We start from the raw sequence: 17,845 nt of genomic DNA, 5'->3' as shown, positions 1-17,845 counted from the left end.
GCTTATGCCCAATTAAAAATCAATCGGTATGCCGTCTGAAATTTCAGACGGCCTTATTGAGTAAGATTATTTCTCTACCACGCAAATCGGATAGTTTCCAGGATTCTTTCCGCCGCCCAAGTCCAAACAGGTATCTTCATAGATAAATGCCTGTACTTTCATTCCGGCATAAAATGCTGCAATCAGCAATCCAGCCAATAGTAAAATCTTTTTCATATTTCTGACGGCCTTCTTAAGTTTTATTTTCTTGAGTCTGAAAATAATCTTTGGGATGTAAACAAAACAAGCTGTAACAAATTACAACACGAATAATGACATCCAACAATGGAAACCCATTCCTAGGGGAAACCAAATAACCGACCATATTGTAGACGATATACAGTATACAGCCATACAGCCACAATCTACGCGCCCAATCCTTACCTCTCCATAGCCCAACAGCACTAACCAACATCAATATCACTTGCACAAGCAAATGAAAATTTCCTAACCAAAATTCAAACCACCCCCAACGTCCACTTGTACTTTCGTATGCTTCGCTTATTGCCTCAAACCCTACATCTTTGATGTACTGCCACACTACAACCGGCCATAAAACTGCTGCCACTACCATCATCCCAACGATAACCTGCAACAGTATAGGTCGTTTTCTTTTCTGCTCCATTTTCAGATGACCTCTTTATCCGTCAACGCCTCGACCACTTCTTCCATCTTCATAAAGCGCGAGCCCTTAACCAATACAGTAGCGCGTTCAGGCAAATCGTGGCTCAACACTTGAATCAGCGGATCTTTGTCAGCAAACCACAAACCTTCCACGCCAAACGTCTCTGCCGCTTCAACGCTGTTGTCGCCGACAAAATATGTGGCCTCGATGCCTTTATCCCGTGCATACGCGCCAACTTCGGCGTGCATGGCTGCGGCCTCATCCTCACCCAATTCGCCCATATCACCCATTACAAAAATACGCGGCGCAGGCATAGCGGCGAGCACATCAATGGCGGCTTTCATGCTGTCGGGGTTGGCATTATAAGTATCGTCAATCAAAGTTGCATCTTTAATGCCTTGCTTGATATTCAGACGGCCTTTGATATTACTGAAATTTTTCAGGCCGTCTGAAACTTCGGCAAGGCTCAAACCTGCCGCCAAAGCCAAAGCCGCCGCCGCTACGGCATTATGCACATTGTGTCGGCCGGGGACTGGCAATACCATGGCAACACGTTCATTGCCACGCACCAAATCAAATTCGCAGGACAACGGTTTCAACTCAATATTTTCTGCATGGATATCGCCACTGGCAACGCCGAAAGTCTGAGCATTCAATTGCGCAGTAGCCGCTTCAAATGTAGCGATATTGGCATCTTCACACGGAATCAGCGCAACGCCGTCTGAAAGCAAACCTTCGTAGATTTCACTTTTGGCTTTGGCAATATCGCCGACACCATCAAAACCGCAACCGACATGCGCGCGCAAAGCGTTATTGACCAAAGCAACATTCGGACCGGCAATTCGGGTCAGCAAAGACAATTCGCCAAAATGGTTCATACCCATTTCAATGACGGCATAGCGGTGTTTTTCGTTTAATTTCAACAAAGTCAGCGGCAGGCCGATATGATTGTTGAAATTGCCGGCAGTCGCCAACACAGCTTCATCACCGAATCGATGACGCAATACGCCGGCCAACATCTCTTTAACCGTCGTCTTACCGGAAGAGCCGGTAATACCAAAGACAAACGGATTCACATTTTCACGCCACACCTTCGCCAGTTTTTGCAAAGCCGTAAGCGTATCGTCAACCTTCAACGCGCCTTTCAAAGCCGCACAATCTTCGCGCGAAACCACAACTGCCGTTGCCCCCGCCGCCAACACATCTTCAACAAAGTCATGCGCGTCAAAGCGCTCACCGGCAAGCGCGAAAAATACATCGCCTTCCTGAATATCGCGGCTGTCTGTAACAATACGCGAAACGGGTTGATTTTCAGACGGCATCGGAAGGTTGAGGGTCTGACAAATAAAATTAAGGTCTAGTGGTTTCATGATTGTGTTTCTTGTCCTTGTTCTAACGGCTCCACATTTTTATCCGTATTTTGGGAAACCATTTTTAAATGACGATAATTGCGTCTTGCCAGTACAATAAAAAGAATAGCGGCAAAATTTATACCGACAGTAAGTTTATGTACTATAAGGCTAAATGATAATTGCAGTACACTTTCTATATAATATGTAAAAGAAAATACATCGCTTGCAAAAGCAATCTGCAATAAGCATGGCGTGTACACATATGTCATTCTCTTAAAACCTACTTCACGGAATTTAAACGCATTCCATGCTGCAGACAACGCCAATACACCTAAAATGAAAAGTAAAATCCCAAAAAACACAGCCCATGCCATGTTGTTAATCAGTCCCTGCACACTCTGAATTGATGCCAGAATCAACCAAACCACGCCCTGCACAAAAGTCAGCCACGCCATAAATTTGCCGCTTTTGGGCAATTTTTTATAATCAGGAAATGTATTAAAAAACCAACTTTTCATTTTATAAATTTCTTTCATTAACTGCCGATTTTCCCGTACTGCTGGTAATCGGAAAAACACAATACAATGGTTTTACCGTTTTGGCGGTAGGGGTGGCAAAGGCTGTAATTGCCGTCTTTTGCCTCATAACGTATTTCATTTGTTTGTCCGGCAAATATTCTTTGCAAGTATTCACGCTCGCTCAGATTTGGCGCATAAAGATATTGTGTTTTGCTGATTGTTTCTTTATTGCCATTCCGAGTAACGACAAAACCATTATCATCGCCTGTTCCCTGAGCATTGGGTGCCTGCTCATCAATCCCGCTTAAATGGGAATCAGCTGAGAAAGCCAAATAAACCTGTTTATTACCGATCGTATCCGGCACAATCACCGTAGCAGCTTTAAAGGCAGAATCTTCCTTCGACATCAGCTCCAGGATTAACGCTGCTTTTTTGATGTACGCCGAGTCAAAATGATAATCTGTCAAGGCATTGATTTGCGATGGATTATCCTTGACGATACGCTCTAGCGATTGAGTCAAAATCTGACGTTTTTTCTGAACAGTCAGATAATTTCCACCAAATAGCAAAGCGGCCAAAACAGGAAATACGGCCAACAACAAATATAAGGTTTTCCGACCGCCTTTGCTTTCTTCCTCTTGTCCTCGCTCGGCAATACGGGTCAAATTCAGCATGATGTTCAATATCAAGGCACCCGCCATCACGGCAAAAATCCCCAAAATACTCATCAGGAAAATTTCCGTAATGTATTCGCGGAATACCTTAAGCCCAAAAACATTGGATAAAATCAGAACAAATACCCAGTACACCAGCAGCATGACTGCCACCATGCCGACGATATTCGTTGCCTTAACCAATTTCTTTGCGTTCATACTCTCAAATCTTGTTCAGACGGCCTATCTGCTCTGATTAATCAGCGGATACGGATTCACCGCGCCGTTTGGCAGATACACGCCATAATGCAGGTGGGCCGGTGTGGTTCTGGCATTGCCGGTTTTACCGACATAGCCGATGACCTGCCCTTCTTTTACTCGCTCATACAGGCGGATACGGGCAAACTTATTCAGGTGGGCATAGTAATGCCACGCACCCGGCCCTTGAATACCGATAACTTTGCCACCCAATCGGTTGCGCCCGATTTTGGTGACGATGCCGGGCGTGGTACTGCGTATCGGCGTATTTTTCTTAGCAAAAATATCCACACCTTCATGCCTGCGCCCCTGACTGCGCGCTGCACCCCAAGTGTCGTCAAAACGCTTGCCTTTAACGGGATTCGGCAGGCTTTGTTCGGCCGGAGGTTGTTGCGCCCTCAATTGTTCGATTTCGGCAGTAGGACGCGGAAGTTGTTTGGTTGTACAGCCTGCGAATAAAACTACGGCTGTACTGATTAATAAGGTTTTTGTCGGCATTTTCAGCATCAAATCGGTCTCCTTGTTGTTCAGACGGCCTTGTTAAAAAGTCTTCCGAAACAAACAACTGTGATGGGTTTAATGGCTGACGTGCCGTAATGCGTGTGTTGTTTTGCTTTTGTTTTGTATGGTTAAATCTTTTTCAGACGGCCTTAAGGTTTCGGGCCGTCTGAACATTTGCGATATGGTCTATCCACGCTCTGCCAATGCTTTTTCTGCGATTTCAAAATCGGAGAAATGGTGCTTCACGCCTTGTACATCCTGATAGTTTTCATGTCCTTTACCGGCAATCAGAATGATGTCGTTCGCGGCAGCCTGCTCAACCGCATAACGGATGGCAACAGCACGATCAACTTCGACGCGTTCAGGATGAGGCACGGCAGGCAAAATATCGTTGATGATGTTTTGAGGATTTTCCAAGCGTGGGTTGTCGCTGGTAACCACCACTTTATCGGCACCCTGAACTGCTGCCGCACCCATCAATGGGCGTTTGCCGCGGTCTCGGTTGCCGCCGCAGCCAAATACGCACCATAAAGCCGCGCCCTGCGGTTTGATTTCCTGCAAAGTGGAGAGTGCTTTTTCCAGTGCATCGGGCGTGTGAGCATAATCGACAACGACCAAAGGTTTGCCGCTGTTCATAATGCAATCCATGCGGCCTGAAGCAGGACGGATTTTTGCCAGTACCTCCAAAACGTTATTGAGTGGATAACCGTTGGCACACAGCAAGGCAACGCAGGCGGCGAGGTTTTGCGCGTTGAACCGTCCGAGCAGACGGGTGCGGCATTTTCCTTCACCCCACGGGGTTTGGAATACGGCTTCCATGCCGTCTGAAGAAGCGGTGAAATCGGTAATACAAATATCGGCTTGCTCGCTGAAACCATAGCCGTAAACGGCTAAATCGGGACAGTCTTTTTTCAGACGGCCTGCGAGTTCCGCACCGTATTCGTCATCGACATTAATGATGGCGTGTTGCAGACCATGCCAGTAGAACAGGCGTGACTTGATGGCACCGTAGGCTTCCATGGTGCCGTGATAATCGAGGTGGTCGCGGGTGAGATTGGTAAAGATTGCACTGCGAAACGGCACGCCGTTGACGCGCGATTGGTCAAGGCCGTGGCTGGAAACTTCCATCGCGGCGGCTGTTGCGCCTTGCTGGCGGAAGCGGTAGAGCAGGGTTTGGACATCGACAGGGGCAGGCGTGGTATGCGTGGTCTCTTCCAATGCACCCCAAAAACCGTTGCCGACTGTGCCGATAATGGTGGTTTTTTCGCCCAGAAGATCGTCAGCTTGCGCCAGCCATTGTGTGATAGAGGTTTTGCCGTTGGTACCGGTTACACCCCAAACTTTAAGGCCGTCTGAAACATTGCCGTAAACCTGCGCCGCCAACATACCGGCGCGATGTTTCAGATCTTTAATGCCTTGATTAGGAACGTTCCATTCGGGATTCCATGTGAATTTGCCGTCATCATCCCAAAAAACAAAGGTTGCACCGTTGGCGATGGCGGCAGGAATATAGCTGCGGCCGTCTGTATATTCGCCCTGACAGGCAACGAAAATGTCACCCTGTTTAATTTGTCGGCTGTCTGAATGCAACAAACGCCCTGCTGCGTTTTCACACAGCAGAGGCGGAAAGTTGGTTTCAGCCAAGGGGGTTAACTTGCTGAACATAAACAATATCTCTTTGATTGTTTGGATTATGACGGTACTTTGACAGTAGCGGTATTACTTAAAGGCTTGGTCGGGGAAACGCCCAAGATGTTCAAGCTTCCGCTCATGACTTCTTTGAATACGGGACCGGCAACCACGCCGCCGTAATAGCCGTTGGCAGTCGGTTCGTCAATGGTAACGGCCACAATCACGCGTGGATTTTTAGCCGGAGCAAAACCGATGAATGTACCGACGTGTTTGTTGTCTACATAGCGACCATTGACCAGTTTACGCGCCGTACCGGTTTTCGCACCTACGTCGAAACCATCCACAGCACCGGCAGTACCGGTACCGCCGGCTTCAGTAACGGAAACCATCAACTCACGCACTTTTTTCGCAGTAGAGCCTTTGATGACGCGCTTGCCTTTAGGGGCAACCGCTTGTTTTTCAAAGCTGACCGGCAACAATTCGCCGTCATGGGTCAAGACAGTATAGGCACGCGCCAATTGCAATAAGCTTAATTGCAGGCCATAACCGAAAGACATGGTTGCCTGTTCGATTTTTTGCCATCTGCGCCAGCTTCTCAACAAACCTGCAGTCTCACCAGGAAAGCCTGAATGCATACGCACGCCCACACCTAAATCATGATAGAAATCGTACATTTCTTTAGGCGTAAACATGGCAGAAAGTTTACTGGTACCGACGTTGGAAGATTTTTGCATAATGCCGCGCACATCCAAAGTAGGATAAACGTGGGTATCTTGTACGGTAGCCGGACCGATTTTGTAAGGCAGGGTATTGAATGTATCGGTTGCATCCACTTTGCCGGAATCCAATGCTTTGGCAATGGTAAACGGTTTCATGGCAGAACCAGGTTCGATCATATCGGTTACAGCGCGGTTACGGCGCTGTTCGCTATTGGCTTGACCCGGCTGATTCGGATCGTAAGCCGGGCTGTTGACCAACGCCAAAATCTCGCCGGTTTGCGCATCCAATACCACAACCGTACCCGCTTTGGCTTTGTGATAAGCCACAGCCTTGTTCAACTCGTCATACGCCAGCGTCTGAATGCGCTGATCCAAAGACAAAATCATGTCTTGGCCGTTTTTAGGCACGCTGTTGCGTGGAGAATCGAGGCTGTCAACGATATTGCCTTTGTTGTCACGCAATACGACTTTCGCACCATCTTCACCGCGCAGGCTGTCTTCTCGGGAAAGCTCCAAGCCTTCCTGACCTTTGCCGTCGATATTGGTAAAACCGATAACGTGTGCAAACAGATTGCCCATCGGGTAATGGCGTTTCAATTCTTTTTGGAAGGCGATGCCTTTAATGCCCAATGCTTTGATTTCTTCTGCTTTCTCGTAGCTGAGTTGACGTTTCAGATAGATAAAGCCTTTGTCTTTTTTAGACAATTTATTTTTCAAAACTTCAACAGGCACATCGGCAATGGCCGACAGTTTTTCTAATTGTTCTGCAGTCGGCATTTCTTCCATACCGGAAGGCATGGCATACAATGATTCGGTAGGCGCACTCAAAGCCAATGTTGCACCATTGCGGTCGGTAATCATACCGCGTGATGCCGGCAGCGGAAGCGTACGCACAAAACGTTGGTCGCCCTGATTTTTCAAAAATTCATGCTGACTGGTTTGCAAATAAACCCCGCGTACCAACAGACCGGTAAATGCCAGCGCAACAGCGCCCAGCACCAAACCGATTCGCCCGTTACTTGTCAGCGGCTTTTTCGTTTTTGTTGTTCCAGACAGCATTTGAGGTTTATATTCGTTCTTAATTAACATGTTGAACTTCTCATGACTTAGCTGCTCAGTGAGCCATCAAATCCCGTAAATCTTGCACCAATGCAAGGCTCTATATTCTTATTTTTTGCGTTCCAGCATAGCCGTATTATGCGCACCCGGCGGAAGCAGATGTTGCTTTTCGGCCGCCACTTTAATCAGTTTGTGGTTTGCCAATCTTGCTTGCTCCAATTTCAAGCGCGCGTAATCCTGTTCCAACTGAATTTCCCGCTTTTGTGCCTTATCCAACTCGATAAAATGCAAACGGGACTGGTTTTGCTTAAACACTACGGCAAAGGCTGAGACCGTCACCAAAACCAGCAATAAAATATTCAACTTACCCATCTCAAACTTTCAGACGGCCTGTCAACAGGACTATCTCTTACGACAGCGTTTAGACGCCATCCCCTACTCAATAACCGAAAATTCGCCACTGCTTCGCTCCGCCACACGCAAAACTGCACTGCGCGCACGCGGATTGGCTTCAGTCTCTGTCGAACCCGGTTTGATTGCTTTGCCCACAGCCTTCAAAGGCGGCTGAGGCAAATCCGCTTCCTTGACCACTGCCCAACGGGGCAATGGCGCATGTTGCGAATATTTTTTAATAAACTGCTTCACAATTCTGTCTTCCAGCGAATGGAACGCAATGACAGCCAAGCGCCCACCCTCTTTCAGACGGCCTGCAACCTGCGGCAAAACTGCCTCTACCTCTTCGAGCTCGCGGTTAATAAAGATGCGAACTGCTTGGAAGGTGCGCGTTGCAGGGTCTTGTCCGCGCTCACGAGTACGGACGTTTTGCGCCACAAGCTGCGCCAGCTTGCGGGTTGTATCGATGGGACTTTCCTCCCGTTGCGCAACAATGGCGCGCGCAATCTGGCGACTAAACCGCTCTTCACCATAATTCTTAATTACCTCGTGTAAATCCTGTTCGGATGCGGTTGCAATCCATTCTGCCGCAGACATCCCGCGAGTCGGATCCATCCGCATATCCAACGGCGCATCAAAGCGGAAACTGAATCCGCGACTGCCATCGTCAATTTGCGGCGACGAAATCCCCAAATCAAAAAGCGCACCGTCAATCTTATCGATGCCCAATTCATCCAAGGCCGTCTGAAATGTCTCAAAACCATTGTGTACGACACGGACACGTTTATCTTGCGCCGCCAGCTCATTAGCTACCGCAATCGCCTCAGGATCTTTGTCAAAAACAACCAAACGACCCTGCTCGCCCAAACGTGACAAAATCAGCCGGGAATGCCCTCCCCTGCCGAACGTACCGTCCACATAAATCCCGTCTTTACGGATTGCCAACGCATCCACCGCCTCATGCAACAAGACAGTAACATGCTGATAATTTTCAACTTTACTCACAATTGCAAATCCGTTTGACTCAATTGGAAAGCCAATTCATCAGGATCGATATCCAAAGCCTGATTCATTTCCTCTTCCCAATGTTCGCGGCCCCACAACTCCATACGGTTTGCACGGCCAACCAAAGTAACTTCTTTTTCAAAATCCACACGTTTGCGCAGATTGGCCGGAATCAAAACGCGTCCGGCGCTGTCCCACTCCAAAATCTCCGCATTGTGCAGCAGCAAATTCTGATACCGTTGCAAAGCTTCATTGCCGGCAACTTTCAACTTCAAAATCTGCTCGGCTTTTTCTTCCCAAACGGGCTCGGGGTACATTAATAATTTTTTTCGGGAATCCAGGGTGACCACAATTGCAGGCGTATAACGGCGCAGCAAAATATCGCGGAATTTGGCAGGAATCGCCAACCGCCCTTTACTGTCCATACTCAATTCATGAGCACCGCCAAACACATCACACCCCAAATTCGATTAAAATAAAACAGAGTGGGATTAAAAATCCCACCTTCCTAAAATCTTTCGTTTTCACTTCCACGGAACACTTTTTAGGAAAAAGTAACCACTTTCACCCACTATGCCCCACTAACCGACACTATAAGAAATTTTGGCAATCAGGTCAAATCCGTTTCTTATCTGAAATAAAACACTAAACACTTTAAATTCAATATCTTATATATATAATGATGCATGACATATGGGTTTATTAAGTGTATCGTTTAGCATTAAATACTATATGTAGTATTATTCATAGTATAAAAATACTACATATAGTATTTTTATACTCAATTACCACCCCTCTCATAAGGAGCTATAATATACGAACAAATTCAATTTTTTTACATTATCTAACAGTCATGAAGCCTCAACTCCCCCTTCCTTCCCCTGATGCACAAGCCTCTTCAGCACACCTGACCAAGCTTATAAAAAACGAAATTGAACAACATCAAAACTGGATACCCTTCTCCCGTTTTATGGAGCTTGCCCTTTACACACCTCAATACGGCTATTACAGCGGAGGCAGCCATAAAATCGGTACGGACGGCGACTTCATTACCGCCCCCACCCTCTCCCCCTATTCGGACAAACCCTTGCCAAACAACTTGCCGAATTACTGCCGCAAACAGCAGGCAATATCTATGAATTTGGTGCAGGTACAGGTCATCTCGCTGCCACACTCTTGCAAAACCTTTCAGACGGCCTAAATCATTACTATATTATCGAACTATCAGCAGAGCTTGCAGAGAGACAACGCCAACATATTCTTGAACATACTTCCCCGAAGCAGCCACAAAAGTCATCCACCTCACCACATTACCCGAACACTTTGACGGCATCATCATCGGCAACGAAGTATTGGATGCCATGCCGGTTGAACGCTTTATTTATCAAGATGAAGGGTTTCAACAAATCGGCGTGAGCCTAGAGAATGACGAGCTAATCGAAGCCATCAGACCATTGACCCAAGCCGAACTGATACAAACAGCCTCCTTGTACCTCCCTCCCCTCCATTCATACACAAGCGAGCTACATCCTGCACAATATGCCTTTATCCAAACCCTGGCCGCCAAATTGCAGCGCGGCGGTATGATATTTATCGATTACGGCTTCGACGCCGCCCAGTATTACCATCCGCAACGCAAAGAAGGCACATTTATCGGCCACTATCGCCACCACACCATCCATGACCCATTTTTCAACATCGGCCTGACCGATCTGACTGCACATGTCAATTTCACCGATATTGCACGCGCCGGCATAGAATCAGGTTTGGACTTAATCGGCTACCTGCCCCAATCTTATTTCCTGCTCAATCTCGGCATCACCGATTTGCTGGCACAAATCGGCAGCCCAGATTCAGTTGAATACATCCAAGCAGCCGCCGCAGTACAGAAACTGATACATCAGCATGAAATGGGCGAACTTTTTAAAGTGATCGCTTTTGGCAAAAACATCGATATCGACTGGGCAGGCTTTAGCCACGGCGATATTTGCCATAAGCTATAGCCTGACAACCTACTTTTTATTTTTTAAAAACAATAAGAAATAAAAAAAACCAAAATTAGCGCTTGCCAAATATTCAAAAAAAACTATAATAGCGACTTCACGAAACGGCGAATTAGCTCAGTCGGTTAGAGCAGAGGAATCATAATCCTTGTGTCCGGGGTTCGAGTCCCTGATTCGCCACCAAATTTCGGGGGTATAGCTCAGTTGGTAGAGCGCTTGCATGGCATGCAAGAGGTCAGCGGTTCGATCCCGCTTACCTCCACCACTAAACAAAAAGCTCTTGTTAAACGCAAGAGCTTTTTTGTTTGGCTTAATTAATAACTGATTGCTCATTAATTTTGCCATTTCAATACCTAATCAATAAAGGCCGTCTGAAACATTTCAGACGGCCTTTTATCTTTAATTACTTCACAAGCTTCAATACTTTTTTCGGTTTTTCTTCCGCAGATTCAGCTTTTTTATCTTCAGCCACTGCAGCTTCGATAGAAGCAGGCTGATATGGTTCTACCTCAAACCCCATACCCTCTCCACTTTCGCGGCCAAATATACTGACAATATGACCGACCGGAATCCAAATCTCGTGCGCTACGCCGGAAAAGCGTGCAGAAAAATTGACCCACTCGTTGTCGATATTCAAGTTATGGCTGGCAGTAGGGCCAATATTTAAAACAATCTCATTGTCGCGTACATACTGCATCGGCACACGGGTATGTTCATTTACCCAAGCCACGATATGCGGTGTTTGGTTATTATCCAAACACCATTCATACAAAGCACGCAACAAATACGGTTTGGTTGAAGTTGCCATAGATCCGTCCTTTAACGGCGCATGGCTTTTTCAGCCGGCGTCAATGCTTCAATAAAGGCTTCGCGTTGGAAAATACGCTCGGCGTACTTCAGCAAAGGCGCAGCAGATTTACCCAGTTTGATGTCGTAATAGTCCAAACGCCACAACAGCGGAGACAAGGCAACATCAATCATGGAAAAGTCGTCGCCCAAGATATATTTGTTTTTAGTAAAAGACGGTGCCAACAGTGTCAAACCATTGCCAATGGCTTCACGCGCTTTAGCTTGTTCTTTATTGGTAGATTCAGGGTTTTCCAACACTTGCACCAAGCTGAACAATTCTTTTTCCATACGGTACAGTACCAAACGGCCGCGACCGCGCATAACAGGATCACCCGGCATCAACTGAGGATGAGGGAAACGCTCGTCAATGTATTCGTTGATGATGTTTGATTCGTGCAAAATCAAATCACGCTCAACCAGAACCGGTACTTGGTTATACGGATTCATCAAAGCCAAGTCTTCAGGTTTATTGAACACGTCCACATCTTTGATTTCAAAATCCATGCCTTTTTCGTACAGCACAAAACGGCAGCGCTGGCTGAATGGACAAGTAATACCTGAATACAATGTCATCATAATCTTTTACTCCTGATAAATCTTTTCAGACGGCCTTAAGCCTTATAAAAATTCAGACAGAATTATACATAATTTCAAACACTTAATCCAGAAATTTCATATATTACATTGTTTATATTAAGTAATTTTAAAATTTACATTATTTCTGCATAAAACAATTTCACAAACAAAAAAGGCAAACCTGAAACAGGTTTGCCTTTTTGATTCAAAAGAATTAGTGAACGTCTTTCCAGAATTCTTTTTTCAGGAAGTAAGCCAATGGCAGCATTACCGCAAACAGGAATGCTAGAACCATGTAGCCGATGCGGTGGCGTTGCAACTGAGCAGGCTCACCCATGTACACCAAGTAGTTCACCAAATCGCGTACATAAGTATCGTACTCTTTTTGGATCACTTTACCGTTAGGCAGGCGACGGCTGTGCAGACCGGTAGATTCCCAATACAGCTTAGGAGTCAGGTTGCCATGCTCGTCTTTAATCATAACGGGCTGACCTTTGGCATCCAACTCAACAGCCTGAACACCTTGTTGCTCCCACAATGGGTGAGGCATACTCGCGCCGGCCAAAACAGTATTGTTCCAACCGGTCGGACGAGTTGGGTCTTTATAGAAGCCGCGCATATAGGCGTACAGGTAGTCTGCACCTTTAGAACGTGCGATCAGGGTCAAATCCGGCGGAGGCGCACCCAACCATTTGGAGGCATCTTTCGGATCCATTGCCGCTACCATGACGTCACCAACGTTGTCTGTTGTGAACATCAGGTTTTTCTTGATTTCATCTTCAGTCAAACCAATATCTTTCAGACGGTTGAAGCGCATACCGCTTGCAGAGTGGCAAGACAAACAGTAGTTTGTAAAGATTTGCGCACCGTGCTGCAGACTGACTTGGTCACGCAGGTCGATATCGACTTTTTCGTAGTGTCCGCCGCCGCTGGCGACGGCTGCACTCATAGGCACTGCCAGCAATAAGGCAGCAAACCAGTTTTTCAGAGTTTGTTTCATTTTCGCTGCCCTCATCAGATATTGGTTGCAAACAAGTAAGCACCGACAACGGTAATACCGACGTAAACAAAGAACATAATTTTTTGTTTAGTAGTGCTCATGGTTACGCGTTCAGGAACTGGTTTGTTGGTATCCAGTTTGGTATAGAACGGCATACCCAGGAAGAATGCAAAGTAGACGAAAGACAGGATACGTGCAACCAAAGTACGAGTATCAGTTGCTACCATTGCACCCAAAATACCCAAACCGATGAAGGCAATGATGAACAGAACCAACGCAGTTTTGAAGATTGGGCCGCGATAGCGGACAGATTTAACCTCGCCTTTATCCAACCAAGGCAACAAGGCGATCAGGACAACTGCTGCACCCATACCGATTACACCCCATACCTGAGTACCGGCAAAGGAAGGAATCGCACGCAAAATTGCGTAGAACGGAGTGAAGTACCATACCGGCGCAATGTGAGGAGGTGTTTTCAGCGCATTTGCTGCATCGAAGTTTGGCGCTTCCAAGAAGTAACCGCCGCCTTCAGGTGCAAAGAACAACACAGAACAGAAGACAATCAGGAATACAACAACACCCAAGATGTCTTTAACGGTGTAGTAAGGATGGAATGGGATACCATCGCGTGGAATACCGTTTTCGTCTTTGTTTTTCTTGATTTCAACGCCATCAGGGTTGTTAGAACCCACTTCGTGCAGGGCGATGATGTGAGCCACAACCAAGCCGAGCAATACTAGAGGTACTGCGATAACGTGCAGGGCGAAGAAGCGGTTCAGAGTAACGTCGGAAACGTTGAAGTCACCGCGGATCCAAGTGGACAAATCAGGACCGATAACAGGGATGGCAGAGAACAGGTTAATAATTACCTGCGCACCCCAGAAGGACATTTGACCCCAAGGCAACAGGTAACCCATAAAGGCTTCTGCCATCAATGCCAAGAAAATCAGGGAACCGAAAATCCACACCAATTCACGAGGTTTTTTGTACGAACCGTAAATCAGACCACGGAACATGTGCAGATAAACGACAATGAAGAAGAAAGATGCGCCGGTGGAGTGCATGTAGCGGATAATCCAGCCGCCGGACACGTCGCGCATGATGTACTCTACTGCGGTAAAGGCAGCAGGCAGATGGTAGGCGTTAAGGTTGCCGTCCGGTTTGTAGTTCATGGTCAGGAAAATACCGCTGACGATTTGAATTACAAGGACAAGCAGAGCCAAAGAGCCGAAGTAATACCAGAAGTTGAAGTTCTTCGGCGCATAGTATTGAGCCAAATGCTCATTCCACATTTTAGACAGAGGGAAGCGAGCGTCCATCCAGCCTAACAATGCTTTTGCTTTGCTATTGGTTTGGTTTGCCATAATTATCGTTCCTTATTTTTAGTCTTCGCCCACCAAAACAGTTGTATCGCTCAGATATTTGTAAGGCGGTACAACCAAGTTGGTCGGTGCAGGAACACCTTTGTATACTCGGCCTGCAATGTCGAATTTCGAACCGTGGCAAGGGCAGAAGAAACCGCCTTTCCAATCTGCACCCAAGTCGGCGGGAGCAATGTCGGGACGGTAAGTCGGAGAGCAACCCAGGTGGGTACAGATACCGATAGCAACGAGGAGGTTCGGCTTGATCGAACGGTGCTCGTTTTTAGCGTATTCCGGTTGCTGATCCACTTCGGAATTAGGGTCCGTAACTGCGCCATCCAAACTTTTCAAGTCTTTGAGCTGTTGATCTGTGCGATTGACCAGCCAAATCGGTTTACCCTGCCATTCGGCAGTCAGCATTTGGCCTGCTTCGATTTTGCTGACATCTACTTCGACAGCAGCACCGGCAGCCTTAGCTTTCTCCGATGGGAAGAAGCTGGCCACGAAAGGCGTAGCTACGCCCAGAGCCGCCACACCGCCTGCACCGCAAGTAGCCAGTGTCAGGAAACGGCGGCGACCGTTGTTGATTTCTTGATTATCCATTATTCAGTCGTCCTAAAATTTTGGGAATACCGAGCCATTAAACAGCGTAATTCTACCTAGTTTGTTGTAATACTCAAAGCATTATTTAAAATAAGGTAAAGTTTTATGATATTGCTCAATACTCAGGCAGGGTTGTTTTCATCAAAGTGAACCACTTCGATACCGAATTTTTCTGCCACGGCATCGCCTAAGGCACGTACGCCGTAGCGTTCTGTCGCATGATGGCCGGCACTGATAAACGCCACACCCGTTTCATTGGCAAGATGATATTGCGCTTCGGAAATTTCACCGGTCAGATATGCATCGACACCTTCGTCTACGGCCGTCTGAAAAAACCCCTGCGCACCGCCGCTGCACCAGGCAATACGTTTGATTTCGCGTTCAAAATCACCGATAACGGTCGGCTTGCGGCCGAATACCGCCTCAATGCGTTCAGACAACTGCGCCAGCGTTTGCGTGGTTTTCAGACGGCCTGTATTCAACAGGTTTTGCTCGCCGAATTGTTTTTCGAGCACCCAATCGAGTTTCTCGGCCAACTGTGCGTTATTGCCTAATTGCGGGTGCGCATCCAGCGGCAGGTGGTAGCCTGCCATATTGATTTGGTGTTGCAGCAAGGTTTCAATGCGTGCTTTTTTCCAACCGGTAATCGTGACAGGCTCGCTTTTCCAAAACATACCGTGGTGGACCAAAAGCAGATCCGCTCCCTGCGCTACGGCAAAATCGATTGCAGCTTTGCTGGCGGTAACCGAAGTGGCGATTTTGGCAATTTCTTCTTTGCCTTCGACCTGCAAACCGTTGGGCGCATAGTCCTTAAACAGCCCGACCTGCAATGTCTCATCGCACCAAGCCAGAATTTCGCGGCGTAAAGCCATATTCCGCTCCTTATATCTATCTTCAAAAACAGCTTCGCATTCTAACCGCAAAATCTGTTTATGCCTCAAATTCTTACATTCCGATTTCAGCAATCATTCCCAACATTAATCATTTGCACATCATCATGAATTATTTTAATATACCCCACCTTACCCACAGGTCGTCTGAAAACACATGGACTCTATTATCGAATTGCGTCATCTCAAAACCTTGCTGGCTTTAGAAGAAACCGGCAGCGTTTCCCTTGCCGCCAAACGGGTTTTCCTGACCCAATCCGCCCTATCACACCAAATCCGCGCCTTGGAAAATTATTACGAAACGCCGTTGTTTGAACGTAAATCCACACCTTTGCGCTTCACGCCTGCCGGTATGCGCCTATTGCAACTGGCGCGCGAGCTGTTGCCGCAGGTTGCCGCCGCCGAACGTGATTTGGTGCGGATTATCGAAGGCGAAGCGGGCGAACTCAGGCTTGCCGTCGAATGCCACACCTGCTTCGACTGGCTGATGCCTGCCATGGGTGAGTTCCGCCCCTTATGGCCGCAAGTTGAATTGGACATCGTTTCCGGTTTCCAAGCCGATCCGGTCGGGCTGCTGCTGCAACACCGCGCCGACCTTGCCATCGTTTCCGAAGCCGAACCGCTCAACGGCATCAGCTACCGCCCTCTATTTGCTTATGAAATGGTCGGCATCTGCGCAGAAGACCACCCGCTTGCCGACAAAGACGTTTGGGAAGCCGAAGACTTTATCGACGAAACCCTGATTACTTATCCCGTCCCCGACGAAATGCTGGATTTGCCCAAAAAAGTGCTGCTGCCCAAAGGCATTAATCCGTCGCGCCGCCACAGCGAGCTGACCATTGCCATTATTCAATTAGTTGCCAGCAAACGCGGCATTGCCGCCCTGCCCTATTGGACGGTCATGCCATATCTGGAAAAAGGCTACGTCGTCCACCGCAAAATTACTTCAGACGGCCTGCAAAGCAAACTTTATGCCGCCATTCGTACGGAAGATGCCAACAAAGGCTATCTGGACAACTTCTGCCAAATCACGCATGACCGCTGTTTTGCCGACTTGCCGGGTTTGAGCGAATTGGAAATGTAAACTTGAAACAATCAAAAGGCCGTCTGAACAATTTTCAGACGGCCTTTTCAATATATAAAAAATTTCACTGCTTCTATTCGAACTCATCCGAGCCCAAGCACGCCGACAAATCGATTTCAGACGGCCATGTTTTATCAGGCGCAACCCGAATATCGAAATGCTCGCCGCGATAGTCGAAAACCAAACGCCAAGCGTGCAAAAACAGATGTCCCGCCTCATCGCCGCCATACAGCGTATCGCCCAAAATCGGACTGCCTATGCTTTTCATGGCCACGCGCAGCTGATGGGTTTTGCCGGTAAACGGTTGCAACACAAACAGGCGCAAACCGGGCTTCAGGCTTTGGCTGCTGAAACGGGTAACGGCAAAATTATCCTCGTCTCGCGTCAGCTTCCATGTACCGCGCCGCGAACGCGCCATACCGCCTTTCACCCAGCCCTGCTTTTTCGCCGGCTTGTGCGTACCGAGTGCCAAATAAGTTTTACGCATGGTTTTCTCAGCAAACTGTGCCGACAAAGCGGCCGCGCTGTCGCGGTTGAGCGCAAACAGCAACAGGCCGCTGGTGGCTTTATCCAAACGGTGAGCCAGCCACACGCGTTCAACGCCGAGTTGCTGCGCCAGCGAAGCGGTCAGGCAAACATCCCCTTCCGATTCGCTGTGCACCGATACGCCGCAAGGCTTATTAATGACCACAAAATCTTTGTGTTCAAAAACAATGTCCCACATT

Annotated in this window: 20 protein-coding genes, 2 tRNA genes and 1 pseudogene; 5 read left to right on the top strand and 18 right to left on the bottom strand. The window is 47.6% G+C overall.

What is annotated here, in order from left to right; all coding sequences use genetic code 11:
• Positions 1-66 precede the first annotated feature (66 nt).
• The 11 genes from KCG54_RS01360 to mraZ form a co-directional block, all read right to left on the bottom strand.
• Complete coding sequence (locus KCG54_RS01360) at positions 67-216, bottom strand: hypothetical protein (RefSeq protein WP_003748282.1); 150 nt, start codon at positions 214-216, stop codon at positions 67-69.
• Positions 217-232: 16 nt separating this feature from the next.
• The gene (locus KCG54_RS01355; protein WP_188212075.1) at positions 233-664 is read right to left on the bottom strand and encodes a hypothetical protein; all 432 of its coding nucleotides are present in this window, start codon (positions 662-664) and stop codon (positions 233-235) included.
• 2 nt (positions 665-666) lie between these two features.
• Positions 667-2,034: a UDP-N-acetylmuramoyl-tripeptide--D-alanyl-D-alanine ligase gene (locus KCG54_RS01350; RefSeq protein ID WP_254324417.1), complete on the bottom strand. Its 1,368-nt coding sequence runs from the start codon at positions 2,032-2,034 to the stop codon at positions 667-669.
• Positions 2,031-2,534, bottom strand: coding sequence for a hypothetical protein (locus tag KCG54_RS01345; RefSeq protein WP_254324416.1), 504 nt, complete (start codon positions 2,532-2,534; stop codon positions 2,031-2,033). Before KCG54_RS01345 ends, KCG54_RS01350 begins: the two co-directional genes overlap by 4 nt.
• A 17-nt stretch (positions 2,535-2,551) precedes the next feature.
• Positions 2,552-3,406 carry a peptidase gene (locus KCG54_RS01340; protein WP_254324415.1) on the bottom strand — a complete coding sequence of 285 codons (855 nt, stop codon included), beginning with the start codon at positions 3,404-3,406 and terminating at the stop codon, positions 2,552-2,554.
• Positions 3,407-3,430: 24 nt separating this feature from the next.
• Positions 3,431-3,952, bottom strand: coding sequence for a M23 family metallopeptidase (locus KCG54_RS01335; protein WP_049322576.1), 522 nt, complete (start codon positions 3,950-3,952; stop codon positions 3,431-3,433).
• Positions 3,953-4,132: 180 nt separating this feature from the next.
• Positions 4,133-5,611, bottom strand: coding sequence for a UDP-N-acetylmuramoyl-L-alanyl-D-glutamate--2,6-diaminopimelate ligase (locus KCG54_RS01330; RefSeq protein WP_254324414.1), 1,479 nt, complete (start codon positions 5,609-5,611; stop codon positions 4,133-4,135).
• A 26-nt stretch (positions 5,612-5,637) separates the two neighbouring features.
• Entirely contained in the window at positions 5,638-7,386 is a 1,749-nt protein-coding gene (locus KCG54_RS01325) for a peptidoglycan D,D-transpeptidase FtsI family protein (RefSeq protein ID WP_128581691.1), read from the bottom strand.
• A 78-nt stretch (positions 7,387-7,464) separates the two neighbouring features.
• Entirely contained in the window at positions 7,465-7,728 is a 264-nt protein-coding gene (ftsL, locus tag KCG54_RS01320; RefSeq protein WP_003681879.1) for a cell division protein FtsL, read from the bottom strand.
• A 63-nt stretch (positions 7,729-7,791) separates the two neighbouring features.
• The gene (gene rsmH / locus KCG54_RS01315; RefSeq protein ID WP_254324413.1) at positions 7,792-8,754 is read right to left on the bottom strand and encodes a 16S rRNA (cytosine(1402)-N(4))-methyltransferase RsmH; all 963 of its coding nucleotides are present in this window, start codon (positions 8,752-8,754) and stop codon (positions 7,792-7,794) included.
• A complete protein-coding gene (gene mraZ, locus KCG54_RS01310) occupies positions 8,751-9,206 on the bottom strand; it encodes a division/cell wall cluster transcriptional repressor MraZ (protein WP_039861849.1) in 456 nt (151 codons plus the stop codon). The genes rsmH and mraZ overlap by 4 nt, the downstream gene beginning before the upstream one ends.
• A 401-nt stretch (positions 9,207-9,607) precedes the next feature.
• Here mraZ and KCG54_RS12035 point away from each other — a divergent pair, with 401 nt between their 5' ends.
• The 4 genes and pseudogenes from KCG54_RS12035 (at position 9,608) to KCG54_RS01290 (ending at position 11,022) form a co-directional block, all read left to right on the top strand.
• The gene (locus tag KCG54_RS12035) at positions 9,608-9,955 is read left to right on the top strand and encodes a hypothetical protein (protein ID WP_254324412.1); all 348 of its coding nucleotides are present in this window, start codon (positions 9,608-9,610) and stop codon (positions 9,953-9,955) included.
• A pseudogene (locus tag KCG54_RS01300) lies at positions 9,865-10,757 on the top strand (class I SAM-dependent methyltransferase). The gene KCG54_RS12035 and the pseudogene KCG54_RS01300 overlap by 91 nt, the downstream one beginning before the upstream one ends.
• Before the next feature lie 106 nt (positions 10,758-10,863).
• Positions 10,864-10,940: transfer RNA gene (locus KCG54_RS01295), tRNA-Met, on the top strand.
• A 6-nt stretch (positions 10,941-10,946) separates the two neighbouring features.
• A tRNA-Ala gene (locus tag KCG54_RS01290) sits at positions 10,947-11,022 on the top strand.
• Positions 11,023-11,160: 138 nt separating this feature from the next.
• Here the strand turns inward: KCG54_RS01290 and KCG54_RS01285 are convergent.
• The 6 genes from KCG54_RS01285 to KCG54_RS01260 form a co-directional block, all read right to left on the bottom strand.
• Positions 11,161-11,565, bottom strand: coding sequence for a ClpXP protease specificity-enhancing factor (locus KCG54_RS01285; RefSeq protein ID WP_049335344.1), 405 nt, complete (start codon positions 11,563-11,565; stop codon positions 11,161-11,163).
• Between the two features lie 11 nt (positions 11,566-11,576).
• Positions 11,577-12,182: a glutathione S-transferase N-terminal domain-containing protein gene (locus KCG54_RS01280; protein ID WP_039861850.1), complete on the bottom strand. Its 606-nt coding sequence runs from the start codon at positions 12,180-12,182 to the stop codon at positions 11,577-11,579.
• Positions 12,183-12,396: 214 nt separating this feature from the next.
• Positions 12,397-13,182 carry a cytochrome c1 gene (locus tag KCG54_RS01275; RefSeq protein ID WP_039864285.1) on the bottom strand — a complete coding sequence of 262 codons (786 nt, stop codon included), beginning with the start codon at positions 13,180-13,182 and terminating at the stop codon, positions 12,397-12,399.
• 14 nt (positions 13,183-13,196) lie between these two features.
• On the bottom strand, positions 13,197-14,546 hold the full coding sequence (locus tag KCG54_RS01270; protein ID WP_003681866.1) for a cytochrome b: 1,350 nt from the start codon (positions 14,544-14,546) through the stop codon (positions 13,197-13,199).
• An 18-nt stretch (positions 14,547-14,564) separates the two neighbouring features.
• A complete protein-coding gene (petA, locus tag KCG54_RS01265; RefSeq protein ID WP_003685865.1) occupies positions 14,565-15,146 on the bottom strand; it encodes a ubiquinol-cytochrome c reductase iron-sulfur subunit in 582 nt (193 codons plus the stop codon).
• Positions 15,147-15,268: 122 nt separating this feature from the next.
• Positions 15,269-16,018: a Nif3-like dinuclear metal center hexameric protein gene (locus KCG54_RS01260; RefSeq protein ID WP_254324411.1), complete on the bottom strand. Its 750-nt coding sequence runs from the start codon at positions 16,016-16,018 to the stop codon at positions 15,269-15,271.
• Positions 16,019-16,193: 175 nt separating this feature from the next.
• Between KCG54_RS01260 and KCG54_RS01255 the strand changes: the two genes are divergently transcribed.
• A complete protein-coding gene (locus KCG54_RS01255; RefSeq protein ID WP_254324410.1) occupies positions 16,194-17,120 on the top strand; it encodes a LysR family transcriptional regulator in 927 nt (308 codons plus the stop codon).
• A gap of 73 nt (positions 17,121-17,193) precedes the next feature.
• Here the strand turns inward: KCG54_RS01255 and KCG54_RS01250 are convergent, their stop codons facing one another.
• Positions 17,194-17,844, bottom strand: coding sequence for a TIGR01621 family pseudouridine synthase (locus KCG54_RS01250; RefSeq protein ID WP_254324409.1), 651 nt, complete (start codon positions 17,842-17,844; stop codon positions 17,194-17,196).
• Between the last annotated feature and the right edge of the window lies 1 nt (position 17,845).

The organism is Neisseria subflava (assembly GCF_024205705.1).
Lineage (GTDB): Bacteria > Pseudomonadota > Gammaproteobacteria > Burkholderiales > Neisseriaceae > Neisseria > Neisseria subflava_D.
Note: the sequence above shows the minus strand (reverse complement) of the source record. Positions and strands in the feature narration are given on the sequence as shown.

What these genes read in the sequence shown, in the direction of transcription:
- KCG54_RS01360 (WP_003748282.1), bottom strand. Translation starts at nt 216, where the DNA reads ATGAAAAAGATTTTACTATTGGCTGGATTGCTGATTGCAGCATTTTAT.
- KCG54_RS01355 (WP_188212075.1), bottom strand. Translation starts at nt 664, where the DNA reads ATGGAGCAGAAAAGAAAACGACCTATACTGTTGCAGGTTATCGTTGGG.
- KCG54_RS01350 (WP_254324417.1), bottom strand. Translation starts at nt 2,034, where the DNA reads ATGAAACCACTAGACCTTAATTTTATTTGTCAGACCCTCAACCTTCCG.
- KCG54_RS01345 (WP_254324416.1), bottom strand. Translation starts at nt 2,534, where the DNA reads ATGAAAAGTTGGTTTTTTAATACATTTCCTGATTATAAAAAATTGCCC.
- KCG54_RS01340 (WP_254324415.1), bottom strand. Translation starts at nt 3,406, where the DNA reads ATGAACGCAAAGAAATTGGTTAAGGCAACGAATATCGTCGGCATGGTG.
- KCG54_RS01335 (WP_049322576.1), bottom strand. Translation starts at nt 3,952, where the DNA reads ATGCTGAAAATGCCGACAAAAACCTTATTAATCAGTACAGCCGTAGTT.
- KCG54_RS01330 (WP_254324414.1), bottom strand. Translation starts at nt 5,611, where the DNA reads ATGTTCAGCAAGTTAACCCCCTTGGCTGAAACCAACTTTCCGCCTCTG.
- KCG54_RS01325 (WP_128581691.1), bottom strand. Translation starts at nt 7,386, where the DNA reads ATGTTAATTAAGAACGAATATAAACCTCAAATGCTGTCTGGAACAACA.
- ftsL (WP_003681879.1), bottom strand. Translation starts at nt 7,728, where the DNA reads ATGGGTAAGTTGAATATTTTATTGCTGGTTTTGGTGACGGTCTCAGCC.
- KCG54_RS12035 (WP_254324412.1), top strand. Translation starts at nt 9,608, where the DNA reads ATGAAGCCTCAACTCCCCCTTCCTTCCCCTGATGCACAAGCCTCTTCA.
- KCG54_RS01285 (WP_049335344.1), bottom strand. Translation starts at nt 11,565, where the DNA reads ATGGCAACTTCAACCAAACCGTATTTGTTGCGTGCTTTGTATGAATGG.
- KCG54_RS01280 (WP_039861850.1), bottom strand. Translation starts at nt 12,182, where the DNA reads ATGATGACATTGTATTCAGGTATTACTTGTCCATTCAGCCAGCGCTGC.
- KCG54_RS01275 (WP_039864285.1), bottom strand. Translation starts at nt 13,182, where the DNA reads ATGAAACAAACTCTGAAAAACTGGTTTGCTGCCTTATTGCTGGCAGTG.
- KCG54_RS01270 (WP_003681866.1), bottom strand. Translation starts at nt 14,546, where the DNA reads ATGGCAAACCAAACCAATAGCAAAGCAAAAGCATTGTTAGGCTGGATG.
- petA (WP_003685865.1), bottom strand. Translation starts at nt 15,146, where the DNA reads ATGGATAATCAAGAAATCAACAACGGTCGCCGCCGTTTCCTGACACTG.
- KCG54_RS01260 (WP_254324411.1), bottom strand. Translation starts at nt 16,018, where the DNA reads ATGGCTTTACGCCGCGAAATTCTGGCTTGGTGCGATGAGACATTGCAG.
- KCG54_RS01255 (WP_254324410.1), top strand. Translation starts at nt 16,194, where the DNA reads ATGGACTCTATTATCGAATTGCGTCATCTCAAAACCTTGCTGGCTTTA.
- KCG54_RS01250 (WP_254324409.1), bottom strand. Translation starts at nt 17,844, where the DNA reads ATGTGGGACATTGTTTTTGAACACAAAGATTTTGTGGTCATTAATAAG.